Origin of the sequence: Bradyrhizobium sp. HKCCYLRH1034 (genome assembly GCF_051168375.1) — a bacterium.
Classification (GTDB): Bacteria; Pseudomonadota; Alphaproteobacteria; order Rhizobiales; family Xanthobacteraceae; genus Bradyrhizobium.
Genome location: NZ_JBNPUW010000010.1, coordinates 100,123 through 125,179 on the forward strand (window position 1 = coordinate 100,123; position 25,057 = coordinate 125,179).

Annotated in this window: 23 protein-coding genes; 16 read left to right on the forward strand and 7 right to left on the reverse strand. The window is 65.6% G+C overall.

The window, feature by feature from the left end; all coding sequences use genetic code 11:
* Nucleotides 1-22: 22 nt before the first annotated feature.
* Genes gor through rpiA form a run of 3 tightly spaced genes read right to left on the reverse strand, consistent with a single transcriptional unit; the run spans nt 23 to nt 2,704 of the window.
* Nucleotides 23-1,408 (reverse strand): glutathione-disulfide reductase, encoded by a 1,386-nt coding sequence (gor, locus tag ACQR0W_RS23475; protein WP_315827820.1) that lies wholly within the window; start codon nt 1,406-1,408, stop codon nt 23-25.
* A gap of 33 nt (nt 1,409-1,441) precedes the next feature.
* Nucleotides 1,442-1,963, reverse strand: coding sequence for a DUF2059 domain-containing protein (locus tag ACQR0W_RS23480; RefSeq protein WP_315717652.1), 522 nt, complete (start codon nt 1,961-1,963; stop codon nt 1,442-1,444).
* A 48-nt stretch (nt 1,964-2,011) separates the two neighbouring features.
* Nucleotides 2,012-2,704: a ribose-5-phosphate isomerase RpiA gene (gene rpiA, locus ACQR0W_RS23485; protein ID WP_315752604.1), complete on the reverse strand. Its 693-nt coding sequence runs from the start codon at nt 2,702-2,704 to the stop codon at nt 2,012-2,014.
* Between the two features lie 174 nt (nt 2,705-2,878).
* Between rpiA and ACQR0W_RS23490 the strand changes: the two genes are divergently transcribed.
* From ACQR0W_RS23490 to ACQR0W_RS23550, 13 genes are all read left to right on the forward strand, one after another.
* Complete coding sequence (locus tag ACQR0W_RS23490) at nt 2,879-3,565, forward strand: HAD family hydrolase (protein ID WP_316170856.1); 687 nt, start codon at nt 2,879-2,881, stop codon at nt 3,563-3,565.
* A 266-nt stretch (nt 3,566-3,831) separates the two neighbouring features.
* Nucleotides 3,832-4,215 carry a hypothetical protein gene (locus ACQR0W_RS23495; protein ID WP_316165017.1) on the forward strand — a complete coding sequence of 128 codons (384 nt, stop codon included), beginning with the start codon at nt 3,832-3,834 and terminating at the stop codon, nt 4,213-4,215.
* A gap of 185 nt (nt 4,216-4,400) precedes the next feature.
* Nucleotides 4,401-5,432: a GTP 3',8-cyclase MoaA gene (moaA, locus tag ACQR0W_RS23500; protein WP_315717648.1), complete on the forward strand. Its 1,032-nt coding sequence runs from the start codon at nt 4,401-4,403 to the stop codon at nt 5,430-5,432.
* A 232-nt stretch (nt 5,433-5,664) separates the two neighbouring features.
* The gene (locus ACQR0W_RS23505; protein ID WP_316170857.1) at nt 5,665-6,297 is read left to right on the forward strand and encodes a DUF1326 domain-containing protein; all 633 of its coding nucleotides are present in this window, start codon (nt 5,665-5,667) and stop codon (nt 6,295-6,297) included.
* A 36-nt stretch (nt 6,298-6,333) separates the two neighbouring features.
* The gene (locus ACQR0W_RS23510; protein WP_315717645.1) at nt 6,334-7,155 is read left to right on the forward strand and encodes a DUF2182 domain-containing protein; all 822 of its coding nucleotides are present in this window, start codon (nt 6,334-6,336) and stop codon (nt 7,153-7,155) included.
* A 137-nt stretch (nt 7,156-7,292) separates the two neighbouring features.
* A complete protein-coding gene (locus tag ACQR0W_RS23515) occupies nt 7,293-7,970 on the forward strand; it encodes a spermidine synthase (RefSeq protein WP_315752574.1) in 678 nt (225 codons plus the stop codon).
* Nucleotides 7,971-8,197: 227 nt separating this feature from the next.
* The gene (locus ACQR0W_RS23520) at nt 8,198-8,584 is read left to right on the forward strand and encodes a nuclear transport factor 2 family protein (RefSeq protein ID WP_315752573.1); all 387 of its coding nucleotides are present in this window, start codon (nt 8,198-8,200) and stop codon (nt 8,582-8,584) included.
* 219 nt (nt 8,585-8,803) lie between these two features.
* Nucleotides 8,804-11,065, forward strand: coding sequence for a DUF2235 domain-containing protein (locus ACQR0W_RS23525; protein ID WP_316170858.1), 2,262 nt, complete (start codon nt 8,804-8,806; stop codon nt 11,063-11,065).
* 31 nt (nt 11,066-11,096) lie between these two features.
* Nucleotides 11,097-11,240: a hypothetical protein gene (locus ACQR0W_RS23530; protein WP_316170859.1), complete on the forward strand. Its 144-nt coding sequence runs from the start codon at nt 11,097-11,099 to the stop codon at nt 11,238-11,240.
* A gap of 117 nt (nt 11,241-11,357) precedes the next feature.
* A complete protein-coding gene (locus tag ACQR0W_RS23535; protein WP_315717640.1) occupies nt 11,358-11,630 on the forward strand; it encodes a hypothetical protein in 273 nt (90 codons plus the stop codon).
* Between the two features lie 237 nt (nt 11,631-11,867).
* A complete protein-coding gene (locus tag ACQR0W_RS23540; protein WP_315752571.1) occupies nt 11,868-12,758 on the forward strand; it encodes a cation diffusion facilitator family transporter in 891 nt (296 codons plus the stop codon).
* A 317-nt stretch (nt 12,759-13,075) separates the two neighbouring features.
* A complete protein-coding gene (locus tag ACQR0W_RS23545) occupies nt 13,076-13,657 on the forward strand; it encodes a TRAP transporter small permease subunit (RefSeq protein ID WP_315752570.1) in 582 nt (193 codons plus the stop codon).
* Nucleotides 13,658-13,680: 23 nt separating this feature from the next.
* The gene (locus ACQR0W_RS23550) at nt 13,681-15,357 is read left to right on the forward strand and encodes a TRAP transporter large permease (RefSeq protein ID WP_316170861.1); all 1,677 of its coding nucleotides are present in this window, start codon (nt 13,681-13,683) and stop codon (nt 15,355-15,357) included.
* 98 nt (nt 15,358-15,455) lie between these two features.
* On the opposite strand, the gene ACQR0W_RS23555 is transcribed toward ACQR0W_RS23550, so the two are convergent.
* The 4 genes from ACQR0W_RS23555 to ACQR0W_RS23570 all read right to left on the reverse strand — a co-directional run bounded on the left by ACQR0W_RS23555 (nt 15,456) and on the right by ACQR0W_RS23570 (nt 19,707).
* Nucleotides 15,456-16,544 carry a TRAP transporter substrate-binding protein gene (locus tag ACQR0W_RS23555; RefSeq protein ID WP_315752568.1) on the reverse strand — a complete coding sequence of 363 codons (1,089 nt, stop codon included), beginning with the start codon at nt 16,542-16,544 and terminating at the stop codon, nt 15,456-15,458.
* Nucleotides 16,545-16,722: 178 nt separating this feature from the next.
* Entirely contained in the window at nt 16,723-17,817 is a 1,095-nt protein-coding gene (locus ACQR0W_RS23560; protein WP_315752567.1) for a TRAP transporter substrate-binding protein, read from the reverse strand.
* Between the two features lie 180 nt (nt 17,818-17,997).
* Nucleotides 17,998-19,128 carry an Mrp/NBP35 family ATP-binding protein gene (locus ACQR0W_RS23565; protein WP_315752566.1) on the reverse strand — a complete coding sequence of 377 codons (1,131 nt, stop codon included), beginning with the start codon at nt 19,126-19,128 and terminating at the stop codon, nt 17,998-18,000.
* A 132-nt stretch (nt 19,129-19,260) separates the two neighbouring features.
* Nucleotides 19,261-19,707, reverse strand: coding sequence for a VOC family protein (locus ACQR0W_RS23570; RefSeq protein ID WP_315827817.1), 447 nt, complete (start codon nt 19,705-19,707; stop codon nt 19,261-19,263).
* A gap of 261 nt (nt 19,708-19,968) precedes the next feature.
* Here ACQR0W_RS23570 and ACQR0W_RS23575 point away from each other — a divergent pair, with 261 nt between their 5' ends.
* The 3 genes from ACQR0W_RS23575 (at nt 19,969) to ACQR0W_RS23585 (ending at nt 25,041) form a co-directional block, all read left to right on the forward strand.
* Nucleotides 19,969-20,838: an NAD(P)-dependent oxidoreductase gene (locus ACQR0W_RS23575; protein WP_315717630.1), complete on the forward strand. Its 870-nt coding sequence runs from the start codon at nt 19,969-19,971 to the stop codon at nt 20,836-20,838.
* 365 nt (nt 20,839-21,203) lie between these two features.
* Nucleotides 21,204-23,603 carry a TonB-dependent receptor domain-containing protein gene (locus tag ACQR0W_RS23580; protein ID WP_315827816.1) on the forward strand — a complete coding sequence of 800 codons (2,400 nt, stop codon included), beginning with the start codon at nt 21,204-21,206 and terminating at the stop codon, nt 23,601-23,603.
* Between the two features lie 7 nt (nt 23,604-23,610).
* On the forward strand, nt 23,611-25,041 hold the full coding sequence (locus ACQR0W_RS23585) for a PepSY domain-containing protein (protein WP_315827815.1): 1,431 nt from the start codon (nt 23,611-23,613) through the stop codon (nt 25,039-25,041).
* Nucleotides 25,042-25,057: the final 16 nt, after the last annotated feature.

Below are 25,057 nucleotides of genomic sequence, written 5' to 3' on the forward strand. Positions count from 1 at the left end.
AGCCCCAAAAGCAGTTGGTGCCCTACTCCGCCGCCTGCCGCACGTGGCGCTCGGTCACCGTGCGCATCGTCACCAGCTCCTCGGCGGCGGAGGGATGCAGCGCGATGGTGGCGTCGAAATCGGCCTTGGTCGCCTTCATCTTGATGGCGATCGCCACGGCCTGGGTGATTTCGGCGGCCATGTCGCCAACGATGTGGCAGCCGAGCACGCGATCGCTGGCGCCATCGACGACGAGCTTCATCAGCACCCGGGTGTCGCGGCCGGACATCGTCGCCTTGATCGGGCGGAAATTCGTCTTGTAGATGTCGACGCGGTCGTAGAGCTCGCGCGCCTGCGTCTCGGTGAGACCGACGGTGCCCACTTCAGGCTGGCAGAACACGGCCGTCGGAATGTCCGCGTGGTCGACGCGCACGGTCTTGCCGCCGAACACGGTGTCGGCAAAAGCGTGGCCCTCGCGGATCGCGACCGGCGTCAGGTTGAAGCGATGGGTGACGTCGCCGATCGCGTAGATGCTCGGCACCGAGCTCTGCGAGAACGCGTCCACCGCGATGCCGCCGTTCCTTGGATTGATTGCGACCCCGGCCTTCTCGAGGCCGAGATTGGCCACCGCCGGATGGCGGCCGATCGCGAACATCACCTTGTCGGAGGCGATGCTGGAGCCGTTCGACAGATGCGTGGTGTAGTCCTGGCCGTGCCTGTCGACGCTGGTGACCGTGCAGCCGGTCAGGATGGTGATGCCTTCCTTCTCCATCTCGGAGCGGACGTGGCGGCGGACGTCCTCGTCGAAGCCGCGCAGGATGTTGTCGCCGCGATAGACGACGGTCACGTCGGAGCCGAAATTGGCGAAGATGCAGGCGAATTCGAGCGCGATGTAGCCGCCGCCCTGGATCACGATGCGGCGCGGCAACTCGTCGAGATGAAACGCCTCGTTGGAGGAGATGACGTGCTCGATGCCGGGAATCGGCGTGCCGTGGTTGGGCGCGCCGCCGGTCGCGATGAGAATGTATTTGGCGCGGACGGTCTCGCCGGTCATCAGCCGCACGGTGTGGGCGTCCTCGAGCACCGCGCGGGTCTTGACGATCCTGGCGCCAGACTTCTCGACGTTGCTGGTGTAGGCCGCCTCGAGCCGGGCGATCTCCTTGTCCTTGTTCCTGATCAGCGTCGGCCAGTCGAAGGTCGCGGTCGGGATGGTCCAGCCGAAGCCGGCGGCATCGGCGATCTCCTGGCGGACATGCGAGCCGATCACGAACAGCTTCTTAGGGACACAGCCGCGGATCACGCAGGTGCCGCCCATGCGGTATTCCTCGGCGACCATCACGCGGGCGCCATAGCCGCTGGCGATGCGGGCGGCGCGCACGCCGCCCGAGCCGCCACCGATCACGAACAGGTCGACGTCGAATTCAGCCATCTCTCCCCCGACCTGGCCTTTCGGCCGCAAGCCTCAGATCGGCTTGTTGCGTTTGCGCATCTCGGCGCGGAACTGCGCGGTGACGGTGTCGGAAAACTCCGCCGCCCACAGGTTCATTGCCTGCATGCTCATCTGGATCGCCTTCGGCTCCGCCGCAAGCAGCTTCTGGCCGATGGCAGACTTGTAGAAGGCGACGAGGTTGGCGATCTCCTGGTCGGAGAACTCGTTGCAGTAGATCTGCGCCATCTTCTCGCCGATCTCCTTCTCCTTGCCGGCGTAGGTCTGCGCGACCACCACGGCGACCTCGTCGAGGTCCTTCTGGTAGTTGAGATTGGACTGCAGCAGCGCCTGCTTGGTCTGCTGCACGATGCCGGGGACGGCATTGGCGTACATCGCAGCCGCGTTCTTCATCCCCAGAATCTCGCGCGCGCCGGCCATGCAGGCGGGCGAGGCCGGCTTCAGCGCAGGTGCCTGGCCCTGCGCCGCAACCGGGCTTGCCGAGGCCAAGGCCAGCACGATTCCGGCGGCCGGCAAGATTCTGAACACGCTCTTCATTCCAAGTCTCCTGTGAGTTGCCGCCATGAGCGCAGCCTCGTGCCGCGCTCAGGGCCGCTGGATAACGCGAATTCCCTGTGCGCCTGCCAGGATCGCCGTGCTGCCGAGGCCGATGAACAGCCCATGCTCGACCACGCCCGGAATTGCGCTCAAAAGACCCGCCAGGCGCGGGGGATCCATGATCTCCCCAAGGCGGACGTCGATAATCCAGTGGCCGCCATCGGTGACGAAAACGTGGCCGTCTGCGGACTTGCGCAGGCTCATCGGCCCGGACACGCCGGCCGTGGCGAAGGCGTCACTCATCTCGCGCTGGGTCGCGGCGAGGCCGAACGGAACCACCTCGACCGGCAGCGGATAGCGGCCGAGCTGCGCCACCCATTTGCTGTCGTCGGCGATCACGATCATGCGATCCGAGGCGCTGGCGACGATCTTCTCGCGCAGCAGCGCGCCGCCGCCGCCCTTGATCAGGTCGAGCGCCGGATTGATCTCGTCGGCGCCGTCGATGGTGATGTCGAGCCGGTCGATCTCATCGAGCGTGGTCAGCGGCACGCCGCACGCTTGCGCCTGCGCCCTTGTCGCCTCCGAGGTCGGCACGCCCACGATCTTGAGGCCGGCGCGCACCTTTTCTCCGAGCAGATCGACGAAATGCTTGGCAGTCGATCCGGTGCCGAGACCGAGCTTCATGCCGCTCTCGACCTCCTCCAGCGCACGCGCCGCCGCCTGCCGCTTCAATGCATCCATGTCGACCAAGGAACCCGCCCTTCACACCCCGAGACCCCCACGGACGGGGGCCGAAAGCCGGCGCATATCTAGCGATGTTTTGACGCGGGGCCTAGCTCTCGCCGGCCACGAAATCGGACAAAAAGCCATTGCGGGCCTCTTGCAAGGACGTAAGCCGGCCGCTAGCGGATACCGATGCCCATCTCCAGCACCATCGTCTTCGATCTCGACGGCACCCTGGTCGACACGGCGCCGGATCTCATCAGCGCGCTCAACCACGTCCTGCAGCGCGAGGGTCTGCGGCCGGTGCCGCTGGCCTCGGCCCGCAAGATGATCGGCCACGGCGCCCGCAAGCTGATCGAGCGCGGTCTGGAGGCGGAGGGTCGCTTCGCCAGCACCGATGACATCGGCCGCCTCACCACCCATTTCATCGATTTCTACGCTGAGAACATCGCCATCGAATCGCGCCCCTTCGAGGGGCTGGAGGCGGCGCTCGACGAGCTTGCCGGCCGCGGCTGCCAGTTCGCGGTGTGCACCAACAAGCTGGAATGGCTGTCGAAGCGGCTGCTCGACCAGCTCGGCCTGTCCTCCCGCTTCGCCGCGATCTGCGGTGCCGACACGTTCGGGGTCGCCAAGCCGGATCCGGCGATCCTGCGCCAGACCATCGCGCAGGCCGGCGGCGAGGTCGGAGCCGCGATCATGGTCGGCGATGCCGGCACCGACGTCGGCGCCGCCCGCCGCGCCGGCGTGCCGGTGATCGGCTGCACCTTTGGCTATACCGACGTACCGATCGCGGAGCTCAATCCGGACCACCTGATCGACCACATGCGCGAGCTGCCGGCCGCCGTCGCGGCCCTCAGCCCATCGCTCAGGATCGCGTGAGTCAACTTGCGATTCCACTGCCGCATCGCACCCTAACCCACTGCCCTGTCGACCTGAATCCGCACCTTGCGGTGCGTTAACGTTCTGTTGAGAATAGGGTTGACCGCAGTTGCGCCGCTGTTCTGACGCTCCTATGGTCGCCCTGGGATTGCGGCCGATGGCCGCAGGGTTGTGGGGCGGACATCATGATGCGGCGTGTCATCGCAATTGCGGTTGCGGGAGCCGGCTTGGCCGGTTGCTCGTCCTTCTCCATGGACAGCTTCAAGATGGCAGCGCCCGAGGTTCCGGTGCAGCTCGACTCCGTGCCGCCGGGCGCCGACGCCAAGACCTCGCTCGGACCGGGCTGCAAGACGCCGTGCACCGTCTCGGTGCCGGCGCCCGATGCGGGCTTCAGCGTCACCTTCACGATGGACAAGTACCAGCCCGCGACCATCCCGGTGCAGGTGATCCGCAACTCCGGCGATTTCAACACCTCGCCGCCGGTGGTGATGGACCCGAGCCCGGTCGTCGCCGAGCTGCAGCCGATGCCCGGCGCGCCGCCGAAGGCCGTCAAGCGCATGCGGCCGAAGAAGCCGAAGCCGCAGAAGTCCGCCGCTGCACCGGCGGCCACCGGGTCCGCCTTCCCCGCCCCCGCGCCGGGACGCCAATAGCGGACCGTCGTCCCGCGCGTCCGCTTGCCAAGGCGAAGCTGCATTGCAGCATCGACGGATCCACGTCGATGATTGTGGGGCGCGGCGATCATGATTAGATTGTCGTGAGACCGACATCCGGCCGCGCTTGCGCGGCCGCCGCGTGGCATCGCCGCCACCTGGGCCGCCACCAGCCAAGGCTTTCCATGACCGCAGAGACGTTGAGTGACACCGCCCTGACGCGCCCGATGACCGACCCCTTCGGTCGCCGCATCAGCTATCTGCGCGTCTCGGTGACCGACCGCTGCGACTTGCGCTGCTTCTACTGCATGTCCGAGGACATGACCTTCCTGCCGAAGGCCGACCTGCTGACGCTCGAAGAGCTCGACCGGCTGTGCTCGGCGTTCATCCACAAGGGCGTCAAGAAGCTCAGGCTCACCGGCGGTGAGCCGCTGGTCCGGCGCAACGTGATGGGCCTGGTCCGCTCGCTGTCGCGACATCTGAAGAGCGGCGCGCTCAACGAGCTGACGATGACGACCAACGCGACGCAGCTCGCCAAATATGCCGCCGAGCTCGCCGATTGCGGCGTCCGTCGCATCAACGTCTCGCTCGACACGCTCGACCCGGACAAGTTCCGCGCCATCACCCGCTGGGGCGATCTCGAGCGCGTGCTGGCCGGCATCGAGGCGGCGCGCGCCGCAGGTCTCGCCGTGAAGATCAACGCCGTCGCGCTGAAGAACATGAACGAGGACGAGATACCCTCGCTGATCGACTGGGCGCACGGCAAGGGCATGGCGTTGACCTTGATCGAGGTGATGCCGATGGGCGAGATCGGCGAGGGCCGCATCGACCAGTATCTGCCGTTGTCGCTGCTGCGCGCGCGTCTGGCGCAGACCTACACCATGACCGACCTCGACGAGACCACCGGCGGCCCGGCCCGCTACGTCCGCGTCGCCGAGACCGGCGGCACGATCGGCTTCATCACGCCGATGACGCATAATTTCTGCGAGAGCTGCAATCGCGTCCGCGTCACCTGCACCGGCACCCTGCACACCTGCCTCGGCCACGAGGACGCCTCCGACCTGCGCAAGCCGCTGCGTGCCTCGGCCAGCGACGAGGAGCTCAGCGCCGCGATCGACCGCGCCATCGGCCTCAAGCCGAAGGGCCACGACTTCATCATCGACCGCCGCCACAACCGTCCGAGCGTCAGCCGGCACATGAGCGTGACGGGCGGGTAGTCGGAGTCCATAACCATCGGGCCCTGCGATCAATCGCAATCGGAGCCGGCCTGTTGGCCGGCCATTCAGCCGACGATCACGCATACCGTATGAGCGGATCGGCCCGAGGCGCAGTCACGACGCGGAGACTGATCATTTATCGGCTTGCGGCACGTCCCCATGCGGCGTAGCTTTCAGCTGCAGATCGCGCATTCGAAAGCAATTTGTCGGTTCGGCCTAGCGGGAGACAGCGATGGCAGACCCAGTCGCATGGCACCTGTCCGGTGACTATTTCGAGAATTGCAGCTGCAGCCTGCTGTGTCCGTGCCTCATGTCGGCCGCCCCTCCCCTGACCGCGCAACCGACCGAGGGGTTCTGCAACGTACCATTGCTGTTCCACATCGAAACCGGCCGCTATGGCGATGTCGCGCTCGATGGCCTCAACGCGGCGGTGATGCTGCATGCGCCCGGCGTGATGGGGGATGGAGACTGGTCGATCGCCGCCTATGTCGATCAGCGCGCCGACGATCCGCAGACGGAGGCGATGGCCGCGATCTTCACCGGGGTTGCCGGCGGCCCGATGGCTGCGTTCACGCCGCTGATCAGCACCAATCTCGGCGTGCGCAAAGTCGCCATCAACTTCCGGATCGATGGCAAGACGCGATCCGCCGACATCACCGACATTCTGCACATGTCCGTCGAGCCGCTGCCGACCATGCACCCGAGCGGAGAGATGTGGGTGAACATCGGCCATCCCGTCAGCCCGGACAGGATGGCGCTCGCCGTCGGCGCGGCGGGCAACACCTACAACGATCACGGCATGCGTTGGGACAATTCCGGCAAGAACGGCCTGTACGCGTCGATCAGTTGGTCCAACCAGGCCTAATTCGACGTGGCGCAAGGCCGGCAACCCGCCTTGCAGATGACCGGCAGCGCCCTGGAAGCCGTGCTGCGGCGCGATCGCTGGATCGTCGGCGGCGCGATCGCGGTCATGGTCGCCCTGTCGTGGGCTTATGTTCTCTGGCTTGCCAACGACATGGACATGGGCGGCATGGACATGACCGGCTTCCGCATGATCCCGGCCGGCATCGGAATCATGTTGCCGGCCAGCGAGCCGTGGCGCGCGATCGAGTTCGCCTATGTGTTCCTGATGTGGGCGGCGATGATGGTCGGGATGATGGCGCCTTCGGCGGCGCCCATGATCCTGATGTACGCCCGTGTGGGTCGACACGGCCGCGCGCAGGGCCAGCCGTTCGCGGCGACCGGCTGGTTTGCGGCCGGCTATCTGCTCGCCTGGAGCGGCTTTTCGCTCGTGGCGACCGGCCTGCAATGGGGTGTGGAGCGGACCGCGCTGCTGGATTCGCGGATGGCGATCGACAACCATCTGCTCGGCGCCATCGTGCTGATCGCGGCAGGCATCTATCAGTGGACGCCGCTGAAGAGCGCCTGCCTTGCCCAATGCCAGTCGCCGCTTCTGTTCCTGATGCGTCACGGCGGCTTTCGCGGCGACCTGCAGGGCTGCGTGCTGCTGGGGCTTCGACACGGCGGCTATTGCATGGGCTGCTGCTGGGCTCTGATGGCGCTGCTGTTCGTCGGCGGGGTGATGAGCGTGATGTGGATTGCCATTCTGACCCTGCTCGTGCTGTTTGAGAAACTGACTCCGGTCGGACGATGGATCGCGCGCGCGGCCGGCATTGCTTGCAGTGCCGCGGGCGCCTGGATGCTGGTGTCCCCACCGCAATGACGCGCAACGACGCGATGCAGGTCGTCGCGAGAGTGGCGACTGCCCCTTGGCATGGGATGCGGGCAACATGGTAAGCAGGCTCCAGCGTGGCGACTCTGTCGCCTGGAATGCCGCAACCGAACTGACGCGAGACGCCCGTGATTCCCTGGAAGCTGATCGACACCGCAGACGTGCCCGGCGGCGGTGAGCCGCTGCGGCTGATGCAGCGCGGCAAGGAGTTCTCGATCAAGCTCGGTTCGAACGAGCTGATGAACAGCCGGCTGCACGGATCCGAGGAGGCGCTGGCGACCCTGAGCTGCGCCCGCATCAAGGCCGAGCCGGCTCCGCGGCTGCTGATCGGCGGCCTCGGCATGGGCTTCACCTTGCGGGCGGCGCTGAAGGTGCTGGGTTCGCAGGCCCGCATCACCGTCGCCGAGCTGGTGCCGGCGGTGATCGCCTGGGCGCGCGGGCCGATGGCCGAATTGTCCGGCGCCAGCCTTGCCGATCCGCGCGTCGACGTCCGCGAGGGCGACGTGGTGAAGCTGATCGCCGCGGCGCGCGGCACCTATGATGCGATCCTGCTCGACGTCGACAACGGCCCGCAGGGACTGACGCGGCAATCCAACGACGCGCTGTATGACCCCTCGGGCCTGCGCACCGCCTTCACCGCCCTGCGCCCCGGCGGCGTGCTGGCGGTATGGTCGTCCCACCCCGACGATCGCTTTGCCCCGCGCCTGCGCAAGGCAGGCTTCGCCGCCGAGGAGATCAACATCCGCGCCACCGGCCGCGGCGGCGGCGCCCGTCACGTGATCTGGATCGCGACGCGGCCGGCGTGATTGCGCCTCGTCGCGCGCGGAGTTCTCTGTCCTGAGAACTTTCTCCACCGGCTGTACTACCAGCGCTGATATTCTCCACGCCCGTTTGGATCAGCGTAGTGACGCGTCGGACATCGTCCTATGATACGTCGGCGGCGACGAGGGATGCTCCATTCTCCGGCTTGTAGACCGCAGTGGCCAGGGGCACGCTATGCAATGAGGGCGCGCCCCTGAATGGGAGAATTGCCATGGATGACAGAGCGAAGCGCGCTGCCTTGCAGCACCATTGGGATGCATCGGACGTGAATGATTTCGAAGCCGAGCACGACATCTATCGCGACGATGCCGTGCTGGATTATCCGCAATCGGGCGAACGTATCCACGGCCGGCGCAACATTCAGGAGAGCCGCTTCGTGCAGCCCAGCAGGAAGCGCTTCGCAGTGCGCCGAATCATCGGGAGCGGCGATCTGTGGGTGACCGAACTGGTCCTGACCTATGATGGCGTGCCGTCTTACGTGGTGAGCGTCATGGAATTCCGGGACGGCGGAGTAGCGCACGAGACCCAATATTTCGGCGATCGCTTCGACCCGGCGCCCTCGCGCGCGCATCTCGTCGAGCGCATCAACTCGGCCTGAAGGGCGACGAACGGCCACGGCAACCGCATTTCGGTGACGGCGGCATTTCGGTAGCAGGGCAGTGCATTTCTCGTCCTCGGGTCGCCGCGTCGCTGCAGCGGCGCCCTCCGCATCATCCGGCCACGCCGCCGAAAGCCTCACACCATCTCAGGTTGATTTCTCTCTCCTTCAGTTTACCCTTCCGCTCCTCGGCTCTCAATGTCGAGCGGGGTCCTTTGCATGGCGAGTCCCAAGATCATCATCCTGTCCGACGGGACCGGCAACGCCGCCTCGAGCGTGTGGCGAACCAACGTCTGGCGCATGTTCCAGGCGCTCGACCTGCAGGGCAACGCCCAGGCGGCCAAGTATGACGACGGCGTCGGCGCATCGTCGTTCGTTCCGCTCGCCCTGCTCGGCGGCGCGTTCGGCTTCGGCCTCAAGCGCAACATCCTGGATGCCTATAAGTTCGTCTGCCGCAACTACGACCACGCGAACGGCTCGAAGATCTATCTGTTCGGCTTCAGCCGCGGCGCGTTCACCGTGCGGGTGCTCGCCGCGCTGATGCTCGATCAGGGGCTGATCGTTGCCGACACCGAGGTTGAGCTGCACGACGGCGCCGTGAAGGCCTATCGCGCCTATCGCGCCAAGGGGTACCATTCGATCTGGCGGATCGAAGTGCCGCTCCGCTGGATTCGCGATCATGTGCTGGTGCCGGTGATCGACCGCATCATGGGCCGTAAATCTCTCGACCTCATCGAGCGAAAAAGCCTCCCGGCGATCGAGTTCATCGGGCTGTGGGACACCGTCGCAGCCTATGGGCTACCGATCGACGAGATGACGCGGGGCATCTCCAACTGGGTGTGGCCGCTCGAGCTTCCCAATCGCGTGCTCAGTCCGCGGGTGACATGCGCGCGCCACGCGCTCGCGCTCGACGACGAGAGGACGACCTTCCATCCGGTGCTCTGGACCGAGGCGGGCGAGACCAAGCCACAGGATGCCAAGACGATCGATGACGAAAGACTGGTGCAGGTCTGGTTCGTCGGCATGCACGCCAATGTCGGCGGCGGCTATCCGGACGATTCCGTCTCCTATGTTCCCCTGACCTGGCTCGTGGGCGAGGCCGTCAAGCGCGGCTTGATCTTCAAGACCGCGCCCGAGGCCGATCCGGATGCGATCAAGTCGATCGTCACGTCGCAGGACAAGGACGGACGCCTCTACAACTCGCGCTCCGGGCTCGGGTCCTACTATCGATACGGTCCGCGCAAGGTGTCGGAGCTCTGCAACGACCAGGCGGCGGGCGTCCAGGTATCGATGCCGAAGATCCACGAAAGCGTCTTCGACCGCATCGACAGCGGCTGCAATGCCTATGCGCCCATCGGGCTGCCCGACAACTACATGATCGTCCGCTACGACGGCACGCTGACGCCGCTCGGGCCGACCACGTTCGAAACGCCGGCCGGCGCGGCCGCCCGGTTCGCGGCCCAGGAGAAGCTGTGGAATCTGGTGTGGTTCAGGCGCCTCGCCTATTTCGCAACCCTGGCGGCCTCGCTGCACCTCGCGGCCTTCTGGCTGTTCCACGACCTCGATCGCACGCACGAATACGACTCGCGCATCAGGATGGTCTCCGAAGCAGTCAGGCTGATCGAATCGTTCCTGCCGACATCGCTGCACTGGTGGACGGACTGGTACGCCGCCAACCCCGAATGGTTCGCCGGCGGGATCATCATCCTTGTCATGCTGACCGCGCTCGGGACATTCCTCAGCGACCGCATCGGCGACCGGATGCGCGTGATCTGGCGCGAACGGGCATCGCCCCCGATGCCGTCCGGCCCGCTGCATCGGGCCATCTACGCGCTCCGGACCAATCGCGCCTATCAGTTTGCCATCAGGAACGGCAAGCGGCATGTCGGCCCGTTCTTGCTCGCTATCGGCACCGTCTGGCTCGCAGCCACGCTGATCAGCCATTTCCTGTTCAACGCCGCGGATTCGATGGGCGCCTTTTGCCATGGCACCCCTGCCCGCGAGCTCGTCGCAGTCGACAAAGGCATTCCGCAGGATGCCAGGGATTTCTCGACCGATGCGGTTTGCGCTCCCACCGGGTTGAGAGTCCGTCCCGGCTTCTCCTACGAGATCGTCGTCACCATGACCGACCCGTGGGAGGATGCCGGGCGACCGGTCACCCCCGCGGGCTATCGCACCTCGACGGTCCGGGGCTACGCCCGCTGGACGTTCCGCGCAGGCATCCTGCTGCGCCGCGTTCTCTTCCGTCCCTGGTATCGGCTGATCGCCAGGGTCGGCGAGACCGGCGTCGACGAATATTTCCTCGACCCCGTTCCCGCCCCCAACACGACACCTCAAGCCTACAAAGCCCGCTTCAAGGCCGAGCGCGGCGGTGAGCTGTTCCTCTATGTCAATGACGCGGTGATCGGGCTGCCCTGGGTGTACGATGCATTCTATCCGAACAACACCGGCAAGGCGAAGGTGACCGTCAGGCTGCTCTGAACCGCCGACGCCACCAGGCGGAGACGAGGTCATGATCGACGGTTCGCCTGCCAACCGCGGCGCGACCGCTTGGGGCCGTGGCAAGCGCGCCACCGCGCGCGTGTCGCTGCGCCCTGACGAGATCTCGCGTCCATCGCTGCCGACACTGCACCGCGTCAATACAGGCTCCGCTTGAACCGCCGGAACTGCGACCAGCCGGCCGAGTTGCAAACACGGAGCATCGAACGACGAGGCAGAAAACTCCTCATCAATCCCGCTCCCCTTTTGGCTGTTCTTGAAAAGAGAGGCGACGATGAAAGCACCCCTTCTTCTTGCCGGCGCAGTGATCATCGGATCGGTCGCGCCAGTGCTCGCTGACGAATACTACATCGTGCAGGGACCGAGCCATCGCTGCACCATCACCACCACGCGCCCCGCCGACCGCGAGGTCGTCACGCAAATCGGACCGATGGCGTTCACCAGCCGCGTGGAAGCCGAGGACCGCATCCGCCAGACCAAGGTCTGTGAGGACGAAGGCACGGTCGGCAGCTCGACCAGCACCACCACGGTCATCAAAGAGAAGTAGTCGGCGGCGTCATTGCGATCGGCGTTTGCCGCGACACGGTCGCGCCCATGTCCGTGGGCGCGACTTTCTGTTGTCCACAGATCAGTTTTCGATCGGGGCCACGCCGCCGATAGACGCAGTCGCGGCGGCCACAGAAAACCGGGGTTATCAGTCCCTTCCCGACACCGAACCGCGTCCACCCTGGTTGCGTTCCGCCGCAGCGTTGGGTACCCCAGCGCGGGATCGGATCAGGACATCATGGCCTCGCAATCGCTCAAGCTCGCCATCGGCAGCCTCGTGGTCGGAACGATCGTGCTCGGCCTGAAGTATCTCGCCTATTGGATCACCGGCTCGGTCGCGCTCTACTCCGATGCCGTCGAGAGCATCGTCAACGTCGTCACCGCCGTGGTCGCGCTCGTCGCGGTGCGCATCGCCGCCAAGCCCGCGGATGCCAACCATCCGTTCGGTCACCACAAGGTCGAGTATTTCAGCGCGGTGATCGAGGGCGTCATGATCGTCGTGGCGGCGCTGCTCATCATCCATGAGGCCTACGGGAATTTCTTCGATCCGCGGGCGTTTTCCGCACCCGTCGAGGGGCTCGCGGTGAATGCGCTGGCGAGCGCGATCAATGCGGTCTGGTGCTGGCTGTTGATCACGCGGGGCAAGCGGTTGCGGTCGCCGGCGCTGGTGGCAGACGGCCGGCACCTGCTGACGGACGTCGTGTCCTCGGGCGGCGTCGTGGTCGGCCTCGGCCTCGCGGTGATGTTGCAGCTGCCGATCCTCGATCCGGCACTGGCCGTGCTGGTCGCCGTGAACATCCTGTGGTCGGGATGGCAGGTGCTGAAGGAATCCACCAGCGGGCTGATGGATGAAGCGGTCCCGGACGCCACGCTGGCGCGCATTCGCCTGATCATCAGTCAGCATGCCGGCGGCGCGCTGGAGGCGCATGATGTCCGGACCCGCCATGCCGGCAAGCTGACCTTCATCGAGTTCCACCTCGTGGTGCCTGGCGAGATGTCGGTCAACCAGGCGCACGAAATCTGCGACCGGATCGAGGCAGCCTTGCGCGAGGACGACGAGCACAGCTGGATCACCATCCACGTCGAACCCGAAAACAAGGCCAAGCATTCCGGCGTGGTGGTGCTGTAAGACCGCTGCGCACCGGACGTGGTCCGTCGGCCGCACCCGAGAGTCCCCCGCCCTCACGCTCGGCCCGTTGACCTTCATTCGCCGGCCGGCGATCGCCAGGCCCCGGCGACCTGCGACAGCTGTGGCGCGGCGTCGCCACTGCTGCAACATGTTGCGGCAACGCTCATTTTTGCCCATTTTTCCGATTGACGGCAACACGAGGCGCTGAAATGGTGCCCCCGTTTTTGAGCCTGCCGGGCCGGATAGGCCGTTGCGCCATGTGCTGCGCAGCCAGAACGGGCCATGGGACGTCGCAAGACATTTGGGGGAGGATTGCGTTGCAAGCGTTGCTGAAATTGAGCCGTGGGATCGATGCGTTCACGACCTGGACCGGCAAGCGGCTGGCGTGGCTGATCCTGCTCGCTGTCATCATCTCGACGATCAACGCCATCGTCCGCAAGACGCTCGACACCTCGTCGAATTCCTGGCTTGAGCTGCAATGGGTGCTGTTCTCAGCCGTCTTCCTGCTGTGCTCCCCCTGGACCCTGCTCGACAACGAGCACATCCGCATCGACATCGTCAACGCCATGATGCCCAAATGGCTGCGTGACACCATCGACGTCGTCGGTCACGTGCTCTTCCTCATCCCGCTCTGCATCGTGATGATCATCACCAGCGTGCCCTTCTTCCTGCGCTCCATCGAGATCAACGAGCAATCGAGCAACGCTGGCGGCCTGCCGCAATGGCCGGCGAAGTCCCTCATCATGCTTGGCTTCGCCTTCCTGCTGGCGCAGGGCGTGTCCGAGCTGATCAAGCGCATCGCGGTCATGCGCGGGCTGATCCCGGATCCCCACGCTTCGAAGCCCCACGGCATCGAGGCCGAGGTCGAGCACCTCGTCGAAGCGATCGAGAAGAAGTAAGCGGCGGGCTGGGGGATCATCCAATGGAAGCGTTTCTGATCGCCAATATGGCGCCGATCATGTTCGGGTCGCTGGTCGTGATGCTGCTGCTCGGCTATCCGGCAGCGTTCTCGCTCGGCGCCGTCGGCCTGTTCTACGCCCTCGTCGGCATCGGGCTCGGCGAATTCCGGCCGGACTTCCTGCAGGCGCTACCGGAACGTGTCTACGGCGTGATGAACAACGACACGCTGCTGGCGATTCCGTTCTTCACCTTCATGGGCCTGGTGCTGGAACGATCCGGCATGGCCGAGGATCTGCTCGACACCATCGGACAGCTGTTCGGCACCATCCGCGGCGGCCTCGCTTATGCGGTCGTGTTCGTCGGCGCGCTGCTCGCGGCCACCACCGGCGTGGTCGCCGCCTCGGTGATCTCGATGGGCCTGATCTCGCTGCCGATCATGCTGCGCTACGGCTACGACCGCCGGCTTGCCTCGGGCATCATCGCCGCCTCCGGCACGCTTGCGCAGATCATCCCGCCGTCGCTGGTCCTGATCGTCATGGCCGACCAGCTCGGCAAGTCCGTCGGCGACATGTACGAAGGCGCCTTCATCCCTGGCCTCGTGCTGTCGGCGATCTATGCAGCCTATGCCTTCCTCACCAGCATGATCTTCCCGAAATCGGCCCCCGGCCTGCCGGCCGATGCGATCGGCTTTCGGGAGGACTCAGGCGACCGCGGCCTGAAATCGCTGGGCGTGCTGTTTCTGGCGAGCTGTGTGTTCGGCTGGTTCATGATGCGCGGCTCGGAATATCACGGCGCCGACTTCGTCGTGCTGAGCATGTTCTACGGCATCGTGTTCGCCTTCGCCGTCGCCGTCGTGAACTGGGTGCTGGAGCGCACCACCGGATACCGCTTCCTGTCCCGCATGGCGCAGCAGACCACCTTCGTGATGGTGCCGCCGCTGTTCCTGATCTTCCTGGTGCTCGGCACGATCTTCATCGGGCTCGCGACGCCGACGGAAGGCGGCGCGATGGGCGCCGCCGGCGCGATCATCCTTGGTGCGATCAAGCGGCGGCTCAGCTTCGACCTGGTCCGCCAGGCGGTGGAATCCACCGCCAAGCTGTCGGCCTTCGTGGTCTTCATCCTGGTCGGCGCGCGCGTGTTCTCGCTGACCTTCTACGGCGTCAACGGCCATGTCTGGGTCGAGCACCTGCTCATCTCCCTGCCCGGCGGCCAGATCGGCTTCCTGATCTTCGTCAACGCCTTCGTGTTCGTGCTGGCCTTCTTCCTCGACTTCTTCGAGCTCGCCTTCATCATCATCCCGCTGCTGGGACCCGCAGCCGAAAAGCTCGGCATCGACCTGATCTGGTTCGGCGTCATCCTCGGCGTCAACATGCAGACCTCGTTCATGCACCCGCCGTTCGGCTTCGCGCTGTTCTATCTGCGTTCGGTGGCGCCGAAGGATTCCTATCTCGACCGCGTCACCGGCAAGAGGATGGAGCCGGTCACGACGGGGCAGATCTATTGGGGCGCGGTGCCGTTCGTGGTGATCCAGATGATCATGGTGATGCTGGTGATCCTGTTCCCATCGATGGTCATGCACTACAAGGGCGCGGCGTCGACGGTCGATCCGAACTCGATCAAGATCGATATCCCGCAGATCGACGCGCCGCCGCTCGATTTCGGCCCGCCTCAGATCGATGTCGGACCGCCGAAGCAGTGATGGCCGCGACGCGCAATCGCTCCGCCCACGAAAAACCCCGGCGCAACGCGCCGGGGTTTTGTTTTGTCGCTGGCTCCTGACGCGATACGGCGCCGGTCTCAGCTCAGCGGATTGCGCGCCATGAAGGCGTCGTAGCCGATCTCGGCGACCTGGAACCAGGAGTAGCCATTGCCGGCGAAGGCCGACAGCGACTCATAGGTCTTCTTGAAGTCGGGGTTGGTGGCCGCGACCTCGTTGTGCAGCTCGCGGGCAGCCTTCAGGCAGGCCTGCATGATCTCCGGCGAGAACGCATGCAGCTTGGCACCGGCGGCGAGCAGCCGGCGCAGCGCCGCCGGATTGCTCTGGTCGTACTTCGCCATCATCCAGTTGTTGGCATAATGGCCGGCATGCTCGAGGATCTTCTGATAGTTCTTGGGCAGCGCATTCCAACGATCCTGGTTGACGAAGGAAAGCAGTATCGGTCCGCCCTCCCACCAGCCCGGATAGTAGTAGTGGGGCGCGACCTTGACGAAGCCGAGCTTCTCGTCGTCGTAGGGTCCGACCCACTCGGCCGCATCGATCGTGCCCTTCTCCAACGCCGGATAGATGTCGCCGCCGGCGATCTGCTGCGGCACCGCGCCGAGCTTCTGCAGCACGCGGCCGGCAAAGCCACCGACGCGGAATTTCAGCCCCTTGAGATCGTTGACGCCGGTGAGCTCCTTGCGGAACCAGCCGCCCATCTGGCAACCGGTGTTGCCGGCAAGCAGCGAGACGACATTGTACTTCGCGTAGAACTCGTTGAGGATCTCACGTCCTCCGCCGAGCATGTACCAGGCCTGGTTGATGCGCATGTTCGGCCCGAACGGGACCGACGAGCCGAAGGTGAACGTCGGGTCCTTGCCGAAATAGTAGTACGACGCAGTGTGGCCGATTTCGACGGTGCCGTTCTGCACGGCGTCGAGGACCTGCAGGCCGGGCACGATTTCGCCGGCGGCGAAGGGCTGGATCTGGAATTTGTTGTCGGTGGCCTCACCGACCACCTTGGCCATGATCTCGGCGCCGCCATACAAGGTGTCGAGCGATTTCGGCCAGCTCGTCGGCATGCGCCATTTCAGCTCCGGCATCGATTGTGCGATGGCCGGCGCTGCGATCGCGGCCGCGCCAGCGGCGCCAAGCCCGGTCACCTTGATGAAGTCTCTCCGCTTCATAGTTCTTCCCTCCCTGGGGGTCATTGTGTTCGTTTCCTGAGCAGCCTTCTTTGTGAGGCTTCAGTTCCAGTGTGGATCAAAGTGCGTCGGAGTGCCATTGCGAAACGTTGTCGCAACGCAAAAGCCCGGCCTCTCGCGAGGCCGGGCTGACGTCGATCCGCCGATCTGAAGTTTGCGATCAGCCGCGGGTACGCGAGCGGATCATGAAGCTGTCGTAGGTATACTCGGCAACCTGCCACCACAGATATTCATCCGAGCGGTAGGCCTGCATCGCGTCGATGACCTTCTTGAAGTCGGCGTTCTTGGCCGAGATCTCGCCCCACAGCTCGTTGGTCGCCTTGAGGCAGGCCTCGAGCACCTCGTTGGTGAACGGCCGCAGCTGCGTGCCGCCGGCGACCAGGCGCTTCAGCGCCGCCGGGTTCACCTGGTCGTAGCGCGCGGCCATCCAGGTGTTGGCATTGACCGTCGCGTTGGCGAGGATCGACTGATAGTGCTTCGGCAGCTCGTTCCACTTGTCGAGATTGGCGAAGGCGTGGACGGTCGGACCGCCCTCCCAGAAGCCCGGGTAGTAGTAGTACTTCGCCACCTTCTGGAAGCCGAGCTTCTCGTCGTCATACGGACCGACCCACTCGGCGGCGTCGATGGTGCCCTTCTCGAGCGACGGGTAGATGTCGCCGCCCGCGAGCTGCTGCGGCACGACGCCGAGCTTCTGCAGCACCTGGCCGGCGATGCCGCCGATGCGGAACTTCAAGCCCGAAAGGTCGGCGACGGTCTTGATCTCCTTGCGGAACCAGCCGCCCATCTGGGTGCCGGTGTTGCCGCAGGGGAAGCCGATGACATTGGCGGCCTTCTTGAAGAACTCGTTGGCGAGCTCGTTGCCGCCGCCCTGATATAGCCAGGAGTTCTGCTGCCGGGCGTTCAGGCCGAACGGCACCGAGGCGAAGATCGCGAAGGTCGGGTCCTTGCCGACGTAATAATACGACACCGTATGGGACATCTCGACGGTGTTCTTGGAGGTCGCGTCGAGCGCCTGCAGGCCCGGCACCAGCTCACCAGCCTGGAAGACCTGGATCTGGAACTTGTTGTCCGTCATCTCGGCAACCTGCTTCGCCATATATTCGGCGCCGCCATAGATCGTGTCGAGCGACTTCGGGAAGCTGGAGGTCAACCGCCATTTGATCTCGGGCATCGACTGCGCGATCGCAGGCGAGGCCACCGCTGCCGACGCGGCGGCACCGGCGGCCGAGACCTTCAGAAAATCACGACGCTTCATATTAAGGCATCTCCTTGTTGGGGGCGTTTTCCCGTTGAAAAAGCATTTATCCGCCGATGCGATTGGCCGCACACGGTCGAAGGCGATCCGGGCCGGGCTTTAGCACGGAACCGGTTAAGCGAAAACGCGACGTTGGAATGACAAACGGTCCAATAGTCGCACACGCTTCGCTGCAGTGCATCAAGCAGCGGCGATCGCATCCTTGAGCTGATCCCGCACCGACGCGGCGATGGCCCGGTAGATCGCGGCATGTGGACCCTTCGGCTCGCTCTCGACCACCGGGTTGCCGGCGTCCGACGTCGAGCGGATGTCCATGTGCAGCGGGATTTCGCCGAGGAACGGCACGCCGAGCCGCTCGGCCTCGTGGCGCGCGCCGCCATGACCGAAGATGTCGGAGCGGGTGCCGCATTGCGGGCACTGGAAGTAGCTCATGTTCTCGATGATGCCGAGCACGGGCACGTTGACCTTGCGGAACATCGCAAGCCCGCGGCGGGCGTCGATCAGCGACAGGTCCTGCGGCGTCGACACGATCACGGCGCCCTTCAGCGGCACGTTCTGCGCCAAGGTCAGCTGGGCGTCGCCGGTGCCCGGCGGCATGTCGACGACGAGCACGTCGAGCGTGCCCCACGCGACGTCGCGCAGCATCTGGTTGATCGCCGACATCACCATCGGGCCGCGCCAGATCATCGGGCTGTCCTCGTCGACGAGAAAGCCGATGGACATGATCGATAGGCCGAACCGCGACAGCGGAATCATCTTCTTGTCGTCGGTGAGCTTGGGCTTTTCCTGCAGCCCGGTCAGCCGCGGCACCGACGGGCCGTAGATGTCGGCGTCGAGCAGCCCGACCTTGAGGCCGAGATCGCGCAAGCCCAGCGCGAGATTGATCGCGGTGGTCGACTTGCCGACACCGCCCTTGCCCGAGGCCACCGCGATGACGGCCGCGATACCCGGGATCGCGGCCTGCCGGGACATCGGCGAGTCCGCCGGATGCTGGTGCTGATGCGGACGATGCGCCGCGACCGGCTGCACGCCGCCCTGTCGCGGCGGCGGGGCGGCAGCGCCCGCCTTGCGCTCCGCGGTCAGCGCGATCATCGCCATGGTCACGCCGGGTATGGCGCGCACGGCGGCTTCGGCTTTCGCGCGGGTGTCTTCCCAGGCGCGGGCCTCGCTGGCCTCGACATTGATCGAGAAGAACACCTTGCCGTCATTGGCCGTGATCGGCGACAGCACGCCGGCGTCCGGCAGCGCCACGCCACGTGGCGAGCGGACCCGCTTGAGTGCCTCGATAACCTGCTGCTGCGTCACGCTCACGGCGCGTCTCCTGAAGAAGTTCAGAACGCGCCACATCGTCGCGCCCTATCCCGTTGGCCGGACATGATCTTCCGTCGTCTGCGACGGCACCGCTCCGGCCCTGCGTTGCGCTGCTTCATAAGGCCGACCGGCTCAAAACGCCACCATGGTTCCGATGTCGGAGGCGGTCTCGACCGGCGCATCCTCGGCCCGCTCCTTCGCTGCCTCGTAATTGAGCTCGATCATCACGCCGTTGGGGTCGCGCACGAAGATCTGCCACAGCTCCCCGCCCGGCACCTGCCGCGCCTCGAACGGCATGCCCTTGGCGGCGAGCCGCGCCTTCATGCCGGCGAAGCCGCGGCTGACGAAGGCGACGTGGTGGACGACGCCGGAGTCCGGCTTCTGTGCCTCTGAGGTCGGCGAGATGTCGACGAGGTGCACCACCGGGCGCCCCTCGCTGTACATCCAGGCGCCAGGAAAGGCGAAGTTCGGCCGGGCGCCGTTCTCCAGCCCGAGCACGTCTTCATAGAAGCGGACCGTCTCGGCGAGGTTGCGGGTCCGGATGTTGAAATGATCGAGCACGCCGACGCTGACGCCCATGCGAGACACTCCCCTGGCTGGTTCGTTGGTTGACTGGATTTCGTTGCGCAATGACGGCTTTGCAAGCCGTCATGATGATGCCTCTTTAGCACGCGGCGCCGCTTTCGCATCCGTCACGAAGCCGTTGCCCCCGCCTCTCAAGCCGTTATGGTGCGGCGTCCAGCACCGCCGCGACCCGCGCCGGATGCTGATGTGTTCCTTTCAAGAACAGCCCGGCCCTCTCAAGGCTGTCGGCAGAACCCCAAGGTCAAGGTAGCTCATATGGCTAAAGTCGCTTTCATCGGTCTCGGCGTCATGGGTTTCCCCATGGCAGGACATCTCGTGAAGAAGGGCGGTCACGAGGTCACGGTCTACAACCGTACCGCGGCCAAGGCGAAGGAATGGGCCGACAAGTTCGGCGGCAAGGCAGCCCCCACGCCGAAGCAGGCCGCGGAAGGCCAGGACTTCGTGATGTGCTGCGTCGGCAACGACAACGACCTGCGCGCGGTCACGATCGGCCCGGACGGCGCATTTGCCGGCATGGCGAAGGGCGCGACCTTCGTCGACCACACCACCGCCTCGGCTGAAGTGGCACGTGAGCTCGACGCCGCAGCCACCAAGGCCGGCTTCAAATTCATCGACGCGCCAGTGTCCGGCGGCCAGGCCGGCGCCGAGAACGGCGTGCTGACGGTGATGTGCGGCGGCACCGCCGACGCCTATGCCGGCGCCGAGCCGGTGATCGCGGCCTATGCCCGGATGTGCAAGCTGCTGGGACCGGCCGGCAGCGGCCAGCTGACCAAGATGGTCAACCAGATCTGCATCGCCGGCCTCGTGCAGGGCCTGTCCGAGGGTATCCATTTCGCGAAGAAGTCCGGCCTCGACGTTCCCGCTGTCATCGAGACCATCTCCAAGGGCGCCGCCCAGTCCTGGCAGATGGAGAACCGCTACAAGACCATGAACGACGGCAAATACGACTTTGGTTTTGCGGTGGAATGGATGCGCAAGGACCTGTCGATCTGCCTCAGCGAAGCGCGCCGCAACGGCGCCCATCTGCCGGTGACCGCGCTGGTCGACCAGTTCTATTCCGAGGTCGAGAAGCTCGGCGGCAAGCGCTGGGACACGTCGAGCCTGCTGGCCCGGCTGGAGAAGTGATTCCGCCGCTCTCCGACTGATCGATCTGCCGCTGCGCGTGTGCTGCGGCGGCAGATTTCCGATCCGGGACCTTGGCAGGCCCCGGCTCATCTGCCTTCCCCCATGTATTGCCGCAGACACGCGGCGGGATACGTCCGCCGCGGACGGGCGCCATTGCGCCATCTGCGACTCGCTGATACCCCTTGCAATCGCTAATCGTTCGCATGTGTTGCCCGATCGTCGAGACACCCACTCAGAGAAAAATGGATATGTAATGTTATAACATTACATATCCGTTGGGCTGGGCTAACTCTCGTCGTGGTGATCATGAACGTTGGCTGGGGGCGCAGATGGCCGGAAAGCCGGCTGCTGCGATGGGGAGCGGAATGAGCGTGCGCGACGTCTGGGGTTCGATATCGCTTGCGGGGCTGCTGGTGGCAGGCTGGTCGGCGGTGCCGGCGGCTTATGCCCAACAGACCTCCCCTCCGGACGGGAGGCAGGCCGCCGCAGACACCCTGCTGCCGGACGTGACGGTCGATGCGCCGCGGCAGCGCCCGGCGGCCGGCCGCGCGCCCTCCTCGACCCAAGCCGCCCGTCGGACCACACCTCCGGCGTCCCGGCGCATGGCCGCGCCCACGCCCGCAGCAGCGCCGACGCGGCCTTCGTCCAACACGGCGGCCACCACGCCGCTCAACGGCAATGCGACGCCCGCGAGCGGCAGCCGGCTCGGCCTCACCGTACGCGAGCTGCCGGCCTCGATCGAGGTGGTCGGCGCCGAGACGCTGCGTGAGCAGGGCTACCACACGACCGTCGACGCGGTGAAAGGCGCCGCCGGCGTCAGCGCGGGTGATGCCCCGAACGATGTCGGCTTCGCGATGCGCGGCTTCCAGGGCAATCAGGTCAACGTGCTCTACAACGGCATCAACATCGGCCCGACCGGCTTCACCGCGCTGACGATGGAGACGTTCAACCTCGACCGGGTCGAGTTTCTCAAGGGCCCCTCCTCGCTGATCTCGGGCCAGGGCGCGGTCGGCGGCACCGTCAATTTCGTGACCAAGACCCCGCACACCGGCCCGATCGAGAGCGAAGCCTTCGTCGGCTTCGACCAGCGCGGCACGTTCCGCAGCGGCTTCGGCTCGGGCGGCAGCACGACCGTCAAGGGCCTGGACTATCGCTTCGACATCAGCCGGACCAGGGAGGTCGGCTTCATCGACGACACCGAGTTCAAGAATATCCATGTCTCAGGCCAGCTCGACTACCGGCTGTCCGACAGCTTCAAGACCTTCTTTGCCGCCGAGTTCAAGGACTACAAGGCCAAGCCCTATGAGGGCACGCCGCTGGTGCCGGTCACCTTCAGCGGCGCCAACGCGACCAGCGGCATCGTCTCAGGCACCAAGGTGTCGGCCTACAACGGCACCGATCTCGGCGCCGTCACGATCGACGGCCGCACGCTGTCGACCAACTACAACGTGGTCGACGGCCACAAGACGATCAAGGAATCGTGGGTCCGCAGCGGGTTCGAATGGGACCTGAGCAACGACGTCAGGCTGCGGAGCCAAGTCTACAACTACAACGCCAGCCGCGACTGGTACAACAACGAGGTCTCGGCGTTCAACGCGACCACCAACACCGTCGATCGCGAGCGGTTCTTCGTCCACCACAACCACAACATGGTCGGCAACACCACCGACCTCACCTGGAACGCCAACCTGTTCGGTCTGGCCAACCGGCTCGTGACAGCGGTGGAAAGCTCGCATACCGACTTCACGCGGCCTGGCGCGGCGATCTTCCCGGGTGACAGCATTCCGCTGACCGGCTTCGACCGAGGCGTCTACGGCCCGCTCGGAACGCAGTTGCAGACCGCCACCATCGACAGCGTGGCACTCAATCTCGAAGACCGGCTGAAGCTCACCAACAATTTCGCGCTGGTCGGCGGCCTGCGCTACAACCCGTTCTCGCTCGACCGCAACTCGATCGACAAGAACGGCGTCGTGAAGAGCAGCTTCCCCTACTCGAAGAGCTGGCAGCCGGTCACGGGCCGCATCGGCTACACCTGGGAAGTGTTCCCGGGCACCACCTTCTACAGCCAATATGCGACCGCCACCGACATCTCCGCCGACAGCATCTTCCTGCTGAGTCCGACCCAGAACCTCACGCTCTCGGACTCCCGCAGCTATGAGACCGGCGTCAAGCAGCTCGCGTGGAACGGCCGTGCGGAGTGGACCTTCTCCGCCTTCGACATCGAACGCAAAAACGTCTACAGCGCCCAGGCCGGCCAGCAGCTCAACCTGGCCGGCAAGGTGAAATCTCAGGGCATCGAGGTCGCAGCCGCCGTGCGGCCGACACCCGAGAGCAGGCTCTGGGGCAACGTCGCCTATGTCCGCGCCCGCTATGCCGATTATGATCTCGCCGGCGGCGGCTCGTTCTCGGGCAACACGCCGCCCAACATTCCCGCCGTCATCGTCAATGGCGGCGGCTCCTACCGCTTCCTCAATCCCGGCTGGTGGCCGGTCGAGCTTGGTTTCTCCGTGCGCCACGTGGGCGATCGCTGGAGCACCGATGCCAACACGGTGAAACTGCTCGCCTACACCACCGCCGATCTGTTCGCGTTCGTCGACCTGCCGAGGGTGCCGCTGTTCGCCACCGCGACCAGCACGCGGCTCGCCTTCCGCGTCCGCAACGTTGCCGACAAACGTTATGCGGCTTGGAGCGATCCGTTCTATCCCGACCAGATCTTCCTCGGCGCGCCCCGCACCTACGAGGTCGAAGCCTCGTTCAAGTTCTGATGGCCGCATGATCCGGGCGCTGATCCTCACGCACCGCTGGCTGAGCATCCCGCTGGGTCCGCTGTTCGTGCTGTGGTTCGCGACCGGGATCGTGATGCACTACGTGCCGTTCCCGGCGCAGACCGAGAGCGAGCGCTTCGCCGCGCTGCCCGTGCTCGACACCGCCCTGTCGCTGCACGGTCCCGCGGAGGCCCTCGTCGCAGGTGGCATCGATCATCCCGACCGCATCCGGCTGATGCAGCGCGTGGATGGTCCGGTCTATGTCATCTCGGCCGCCGGCCGCAGCGCGGCCATTCGTGCAGACACGCTGGCCGCGGCCGATGTGAGCGCCCCCGACCTCGTGCTGTCGATCGCGCGCACGGCAGCCCGGCGGCGCGGGCTCGACGCCGATGGCGCCACCATCGCCTCACTGGAGCACTACGACCAATGGACGGTGCCGAACCGTTTCGACGTGCATCGTCCGCTGCACCGGATCGCGCTCAACGATCCCAATGGCACCGAACTCTACGTGTCCTCGATCACCGGCGAGGTCGTGCTCGACACGACACGGTCCGAACGCGCCTGGAACTACGTCGGCAGCGTCGTCCATTGGATCTATCCGACCGTCCTGCGCAAGGACTGGGCGGCCTGGAACGCCGTCGTGTGGTGGCTGTCGCTCGCGGCGGTCATCGCCGCCGTGAGCGGCGCGCTGCTCGGCCCGATGCGGCTGAGATATCGGAAGGCGCGGCTGTGCTCGCGCTACCACGGCTGGCACCTCTGGCATCATTGGGCCGGCCTGATCTGCATGCAGTTCGTGCTGACCTGGATGGTCAGCGGCTGGCTGTCGATGGACCATGGCAGGCTGTTTGCGACCGGCCATCTGACGCCGTCCGAACAAGCCATTCTCGTCGGCGCACCGGATTGGACCGGCCTGGCGACGGCGGCGCTCGCGGCGGCGCATGGCGAGGTCCGCGAGATCGAGTGGTTCGCCTTCGGCGGCCGCCTCTATCAGCGCATCCGGCGCGCGCCGAGCCAGCAGCAGATTTCGGTGCTGGACGGCGCATCAGCACGCATCGTCGGCCGTTTCCTGCAGCCGGCCGACGTCAATACCGCGGTGTCGCGCCTGCGCGGCGATTGCGCGCGCTCGACCGAAGTCGAGCCGGGCGACGACTATCCGTTCGTCTCCGATGTGCCGGGCGCGCCGGTCCATCGCGTGATCTGCGGCGACACCTGGTATCATGTCGACGCCGCGTCCGGCGCGGTGCTCGAGAAGCTCGATCCGTCCCGACGCGCCTATCGGTGGCTCTATCAGGCGCTGCACACGCTCGACTTTCCGGCCCTGCTCGCCCATGCGGCGCTGCGCACGGTTTTCATCGTCGGCCTCTGCGCGATCGGCCTCGTCTTCAGCGTCACGGGCGTGGTGATCGGCTGGCGCCGCCTGCGAATGCAGCTCCGCTGAGCCTCGCCACAATCGT

Coding starts and splice junctions, on each gene's coding strand:
- ACQR0W_RS23520 (WP_315752573.1), top strand. CDS start 8,198: ATGGATGACAGAGCGAAGCGCGCTGCCTTGCAGCACCATTGGGATGCA.
- rpiA (WP_315752604.1), bottom strand. CDS start 2,704: ATGGATGCATTGAAGCGGCAGGCGGCGGCGCGTGCGCTGGAGGAGGTC.
- ACQR0W_RS23480 (WP_315717652.1), bottom strand. CDS start 1,963: ATGAAGAGCGTGTTCAGAATCTTGCCGGCCGCCGGAATCGTGCTGGCC.
- ACQR0W_RS23490 (WP_316170856.1), top strand. CDS start 2,879: ATGCCCATCTCCAGCACCATCGTCTTCGATCTCGACGGCACCCTGGTC.
- ACQR0W_RS23530 (WP_316170859.1), top strand. CDS start 11,097: ATGATCGACGGTTCGCCTGCCAACCGCGGCGCGACCGCTTGGGGCCGT.
- ACQR0W_RS23495 (WP_316165017.1), top strand. CDS start 3,832: ATGGCAGCGCCCGAGGTTCCGGTGCAGCTCGACTCCGTGCCGCCGGGC.
- ACQR0W_RS23575 (WP_315717630.1), top strand. CDS start 19,969: ATGGCTAAAGTCGCTTTCATCGGTCTCGGCGTCATGGGTTTCCCCATG.
- moaA (WP_315717648.1), top strand. CDS start 4,401: ATGACCGCAGAGACGTTGAGTGACACCGCCCTGACGCGCCCGATGACC.
- ACQR0W_RS23585 (WP_315827815.1), top strand. CDS start 23,611: ATGATCCGGGCGCTGATCCTCACGCACCGCTGGCTGAGCATCCCGCTG.
- ACQR0W_RS23505 (WP_316170857.1), top strand. CDS start 5,665: ATGGCAGACCCAGTCGCATGGCACCTGTCCGGTGACTATTTCGAGAAT.
- ACQR0W_RS23550 (WP_316170861.1), top strand. CDS start 13,681: ATGGAAGCGTTTCTGATCGCCAATATGGCGCCGATCATGTTCGGGTCG.
- gor (WP_315827820.1), bottom strand. CDS start 1,408: ATGGCTGAATTCGACGTCGACCTGTTCGTGATCGGTGGCGGCTCGGGC.
- ACQR0W_RS23510 (WP_315717645.1), top strand. CDS start 6,334: ATGACCGGCAGCGCCCTGGAAGCCGTGCTGCGGCGCGATCGCTGGATC.
- ACQR0W_RS23525 (WP_316170858.1), top strand. CDS start 8,804: ATGGCGAGTCCCAAGATCATCATCCTGTCCGACGGGACCGGCAACGCC.
- ACQR0W_RS23560 (WP_315752567.1), bottom strand. CDS start 17,817: ATGAAGCGTCGTGATTTTCTGAAGGTCTCGGCCGCCGGTGCCGCCGCG.
- ACQR0W_RS23555 (WP_315752568.1), bottom strand. CDS start 16,544: ATGAAGCGGAGAGACTTCATCAAGGTGACCGGGCTTGGCGCCGCTGGC.
- ACQR0W_RS23570 (WP_315827817.1), bottom strand. CDS start 19,707: ATGGGCGTCAGCGTCGGCGTGCTCGATCATTTCAACATCCGGACCCGC.
- ACQR0W_RS23540 (WP_315752571.1), top strand. CDS start 11,868: ATGGCCTCGCAATCGCTCAAGCTCGCCATCGGCAGCCTCGTGGTCGGA.
- ACQR0W_RS23580 (WP_315827816.1), top strand. CDS start 21,204: ATGAGCGTGCGCGACGTCTGGGGTTCGATATCGCTTGCGGGGCTGCTG.
- ACQR0W_RS23535 (WP_315717640.1), top strand. CDS start 11,358: ATGAAAGCACCCCTTCTTCTTGCCGGCGCAGTGATCATCGGATCGGTC.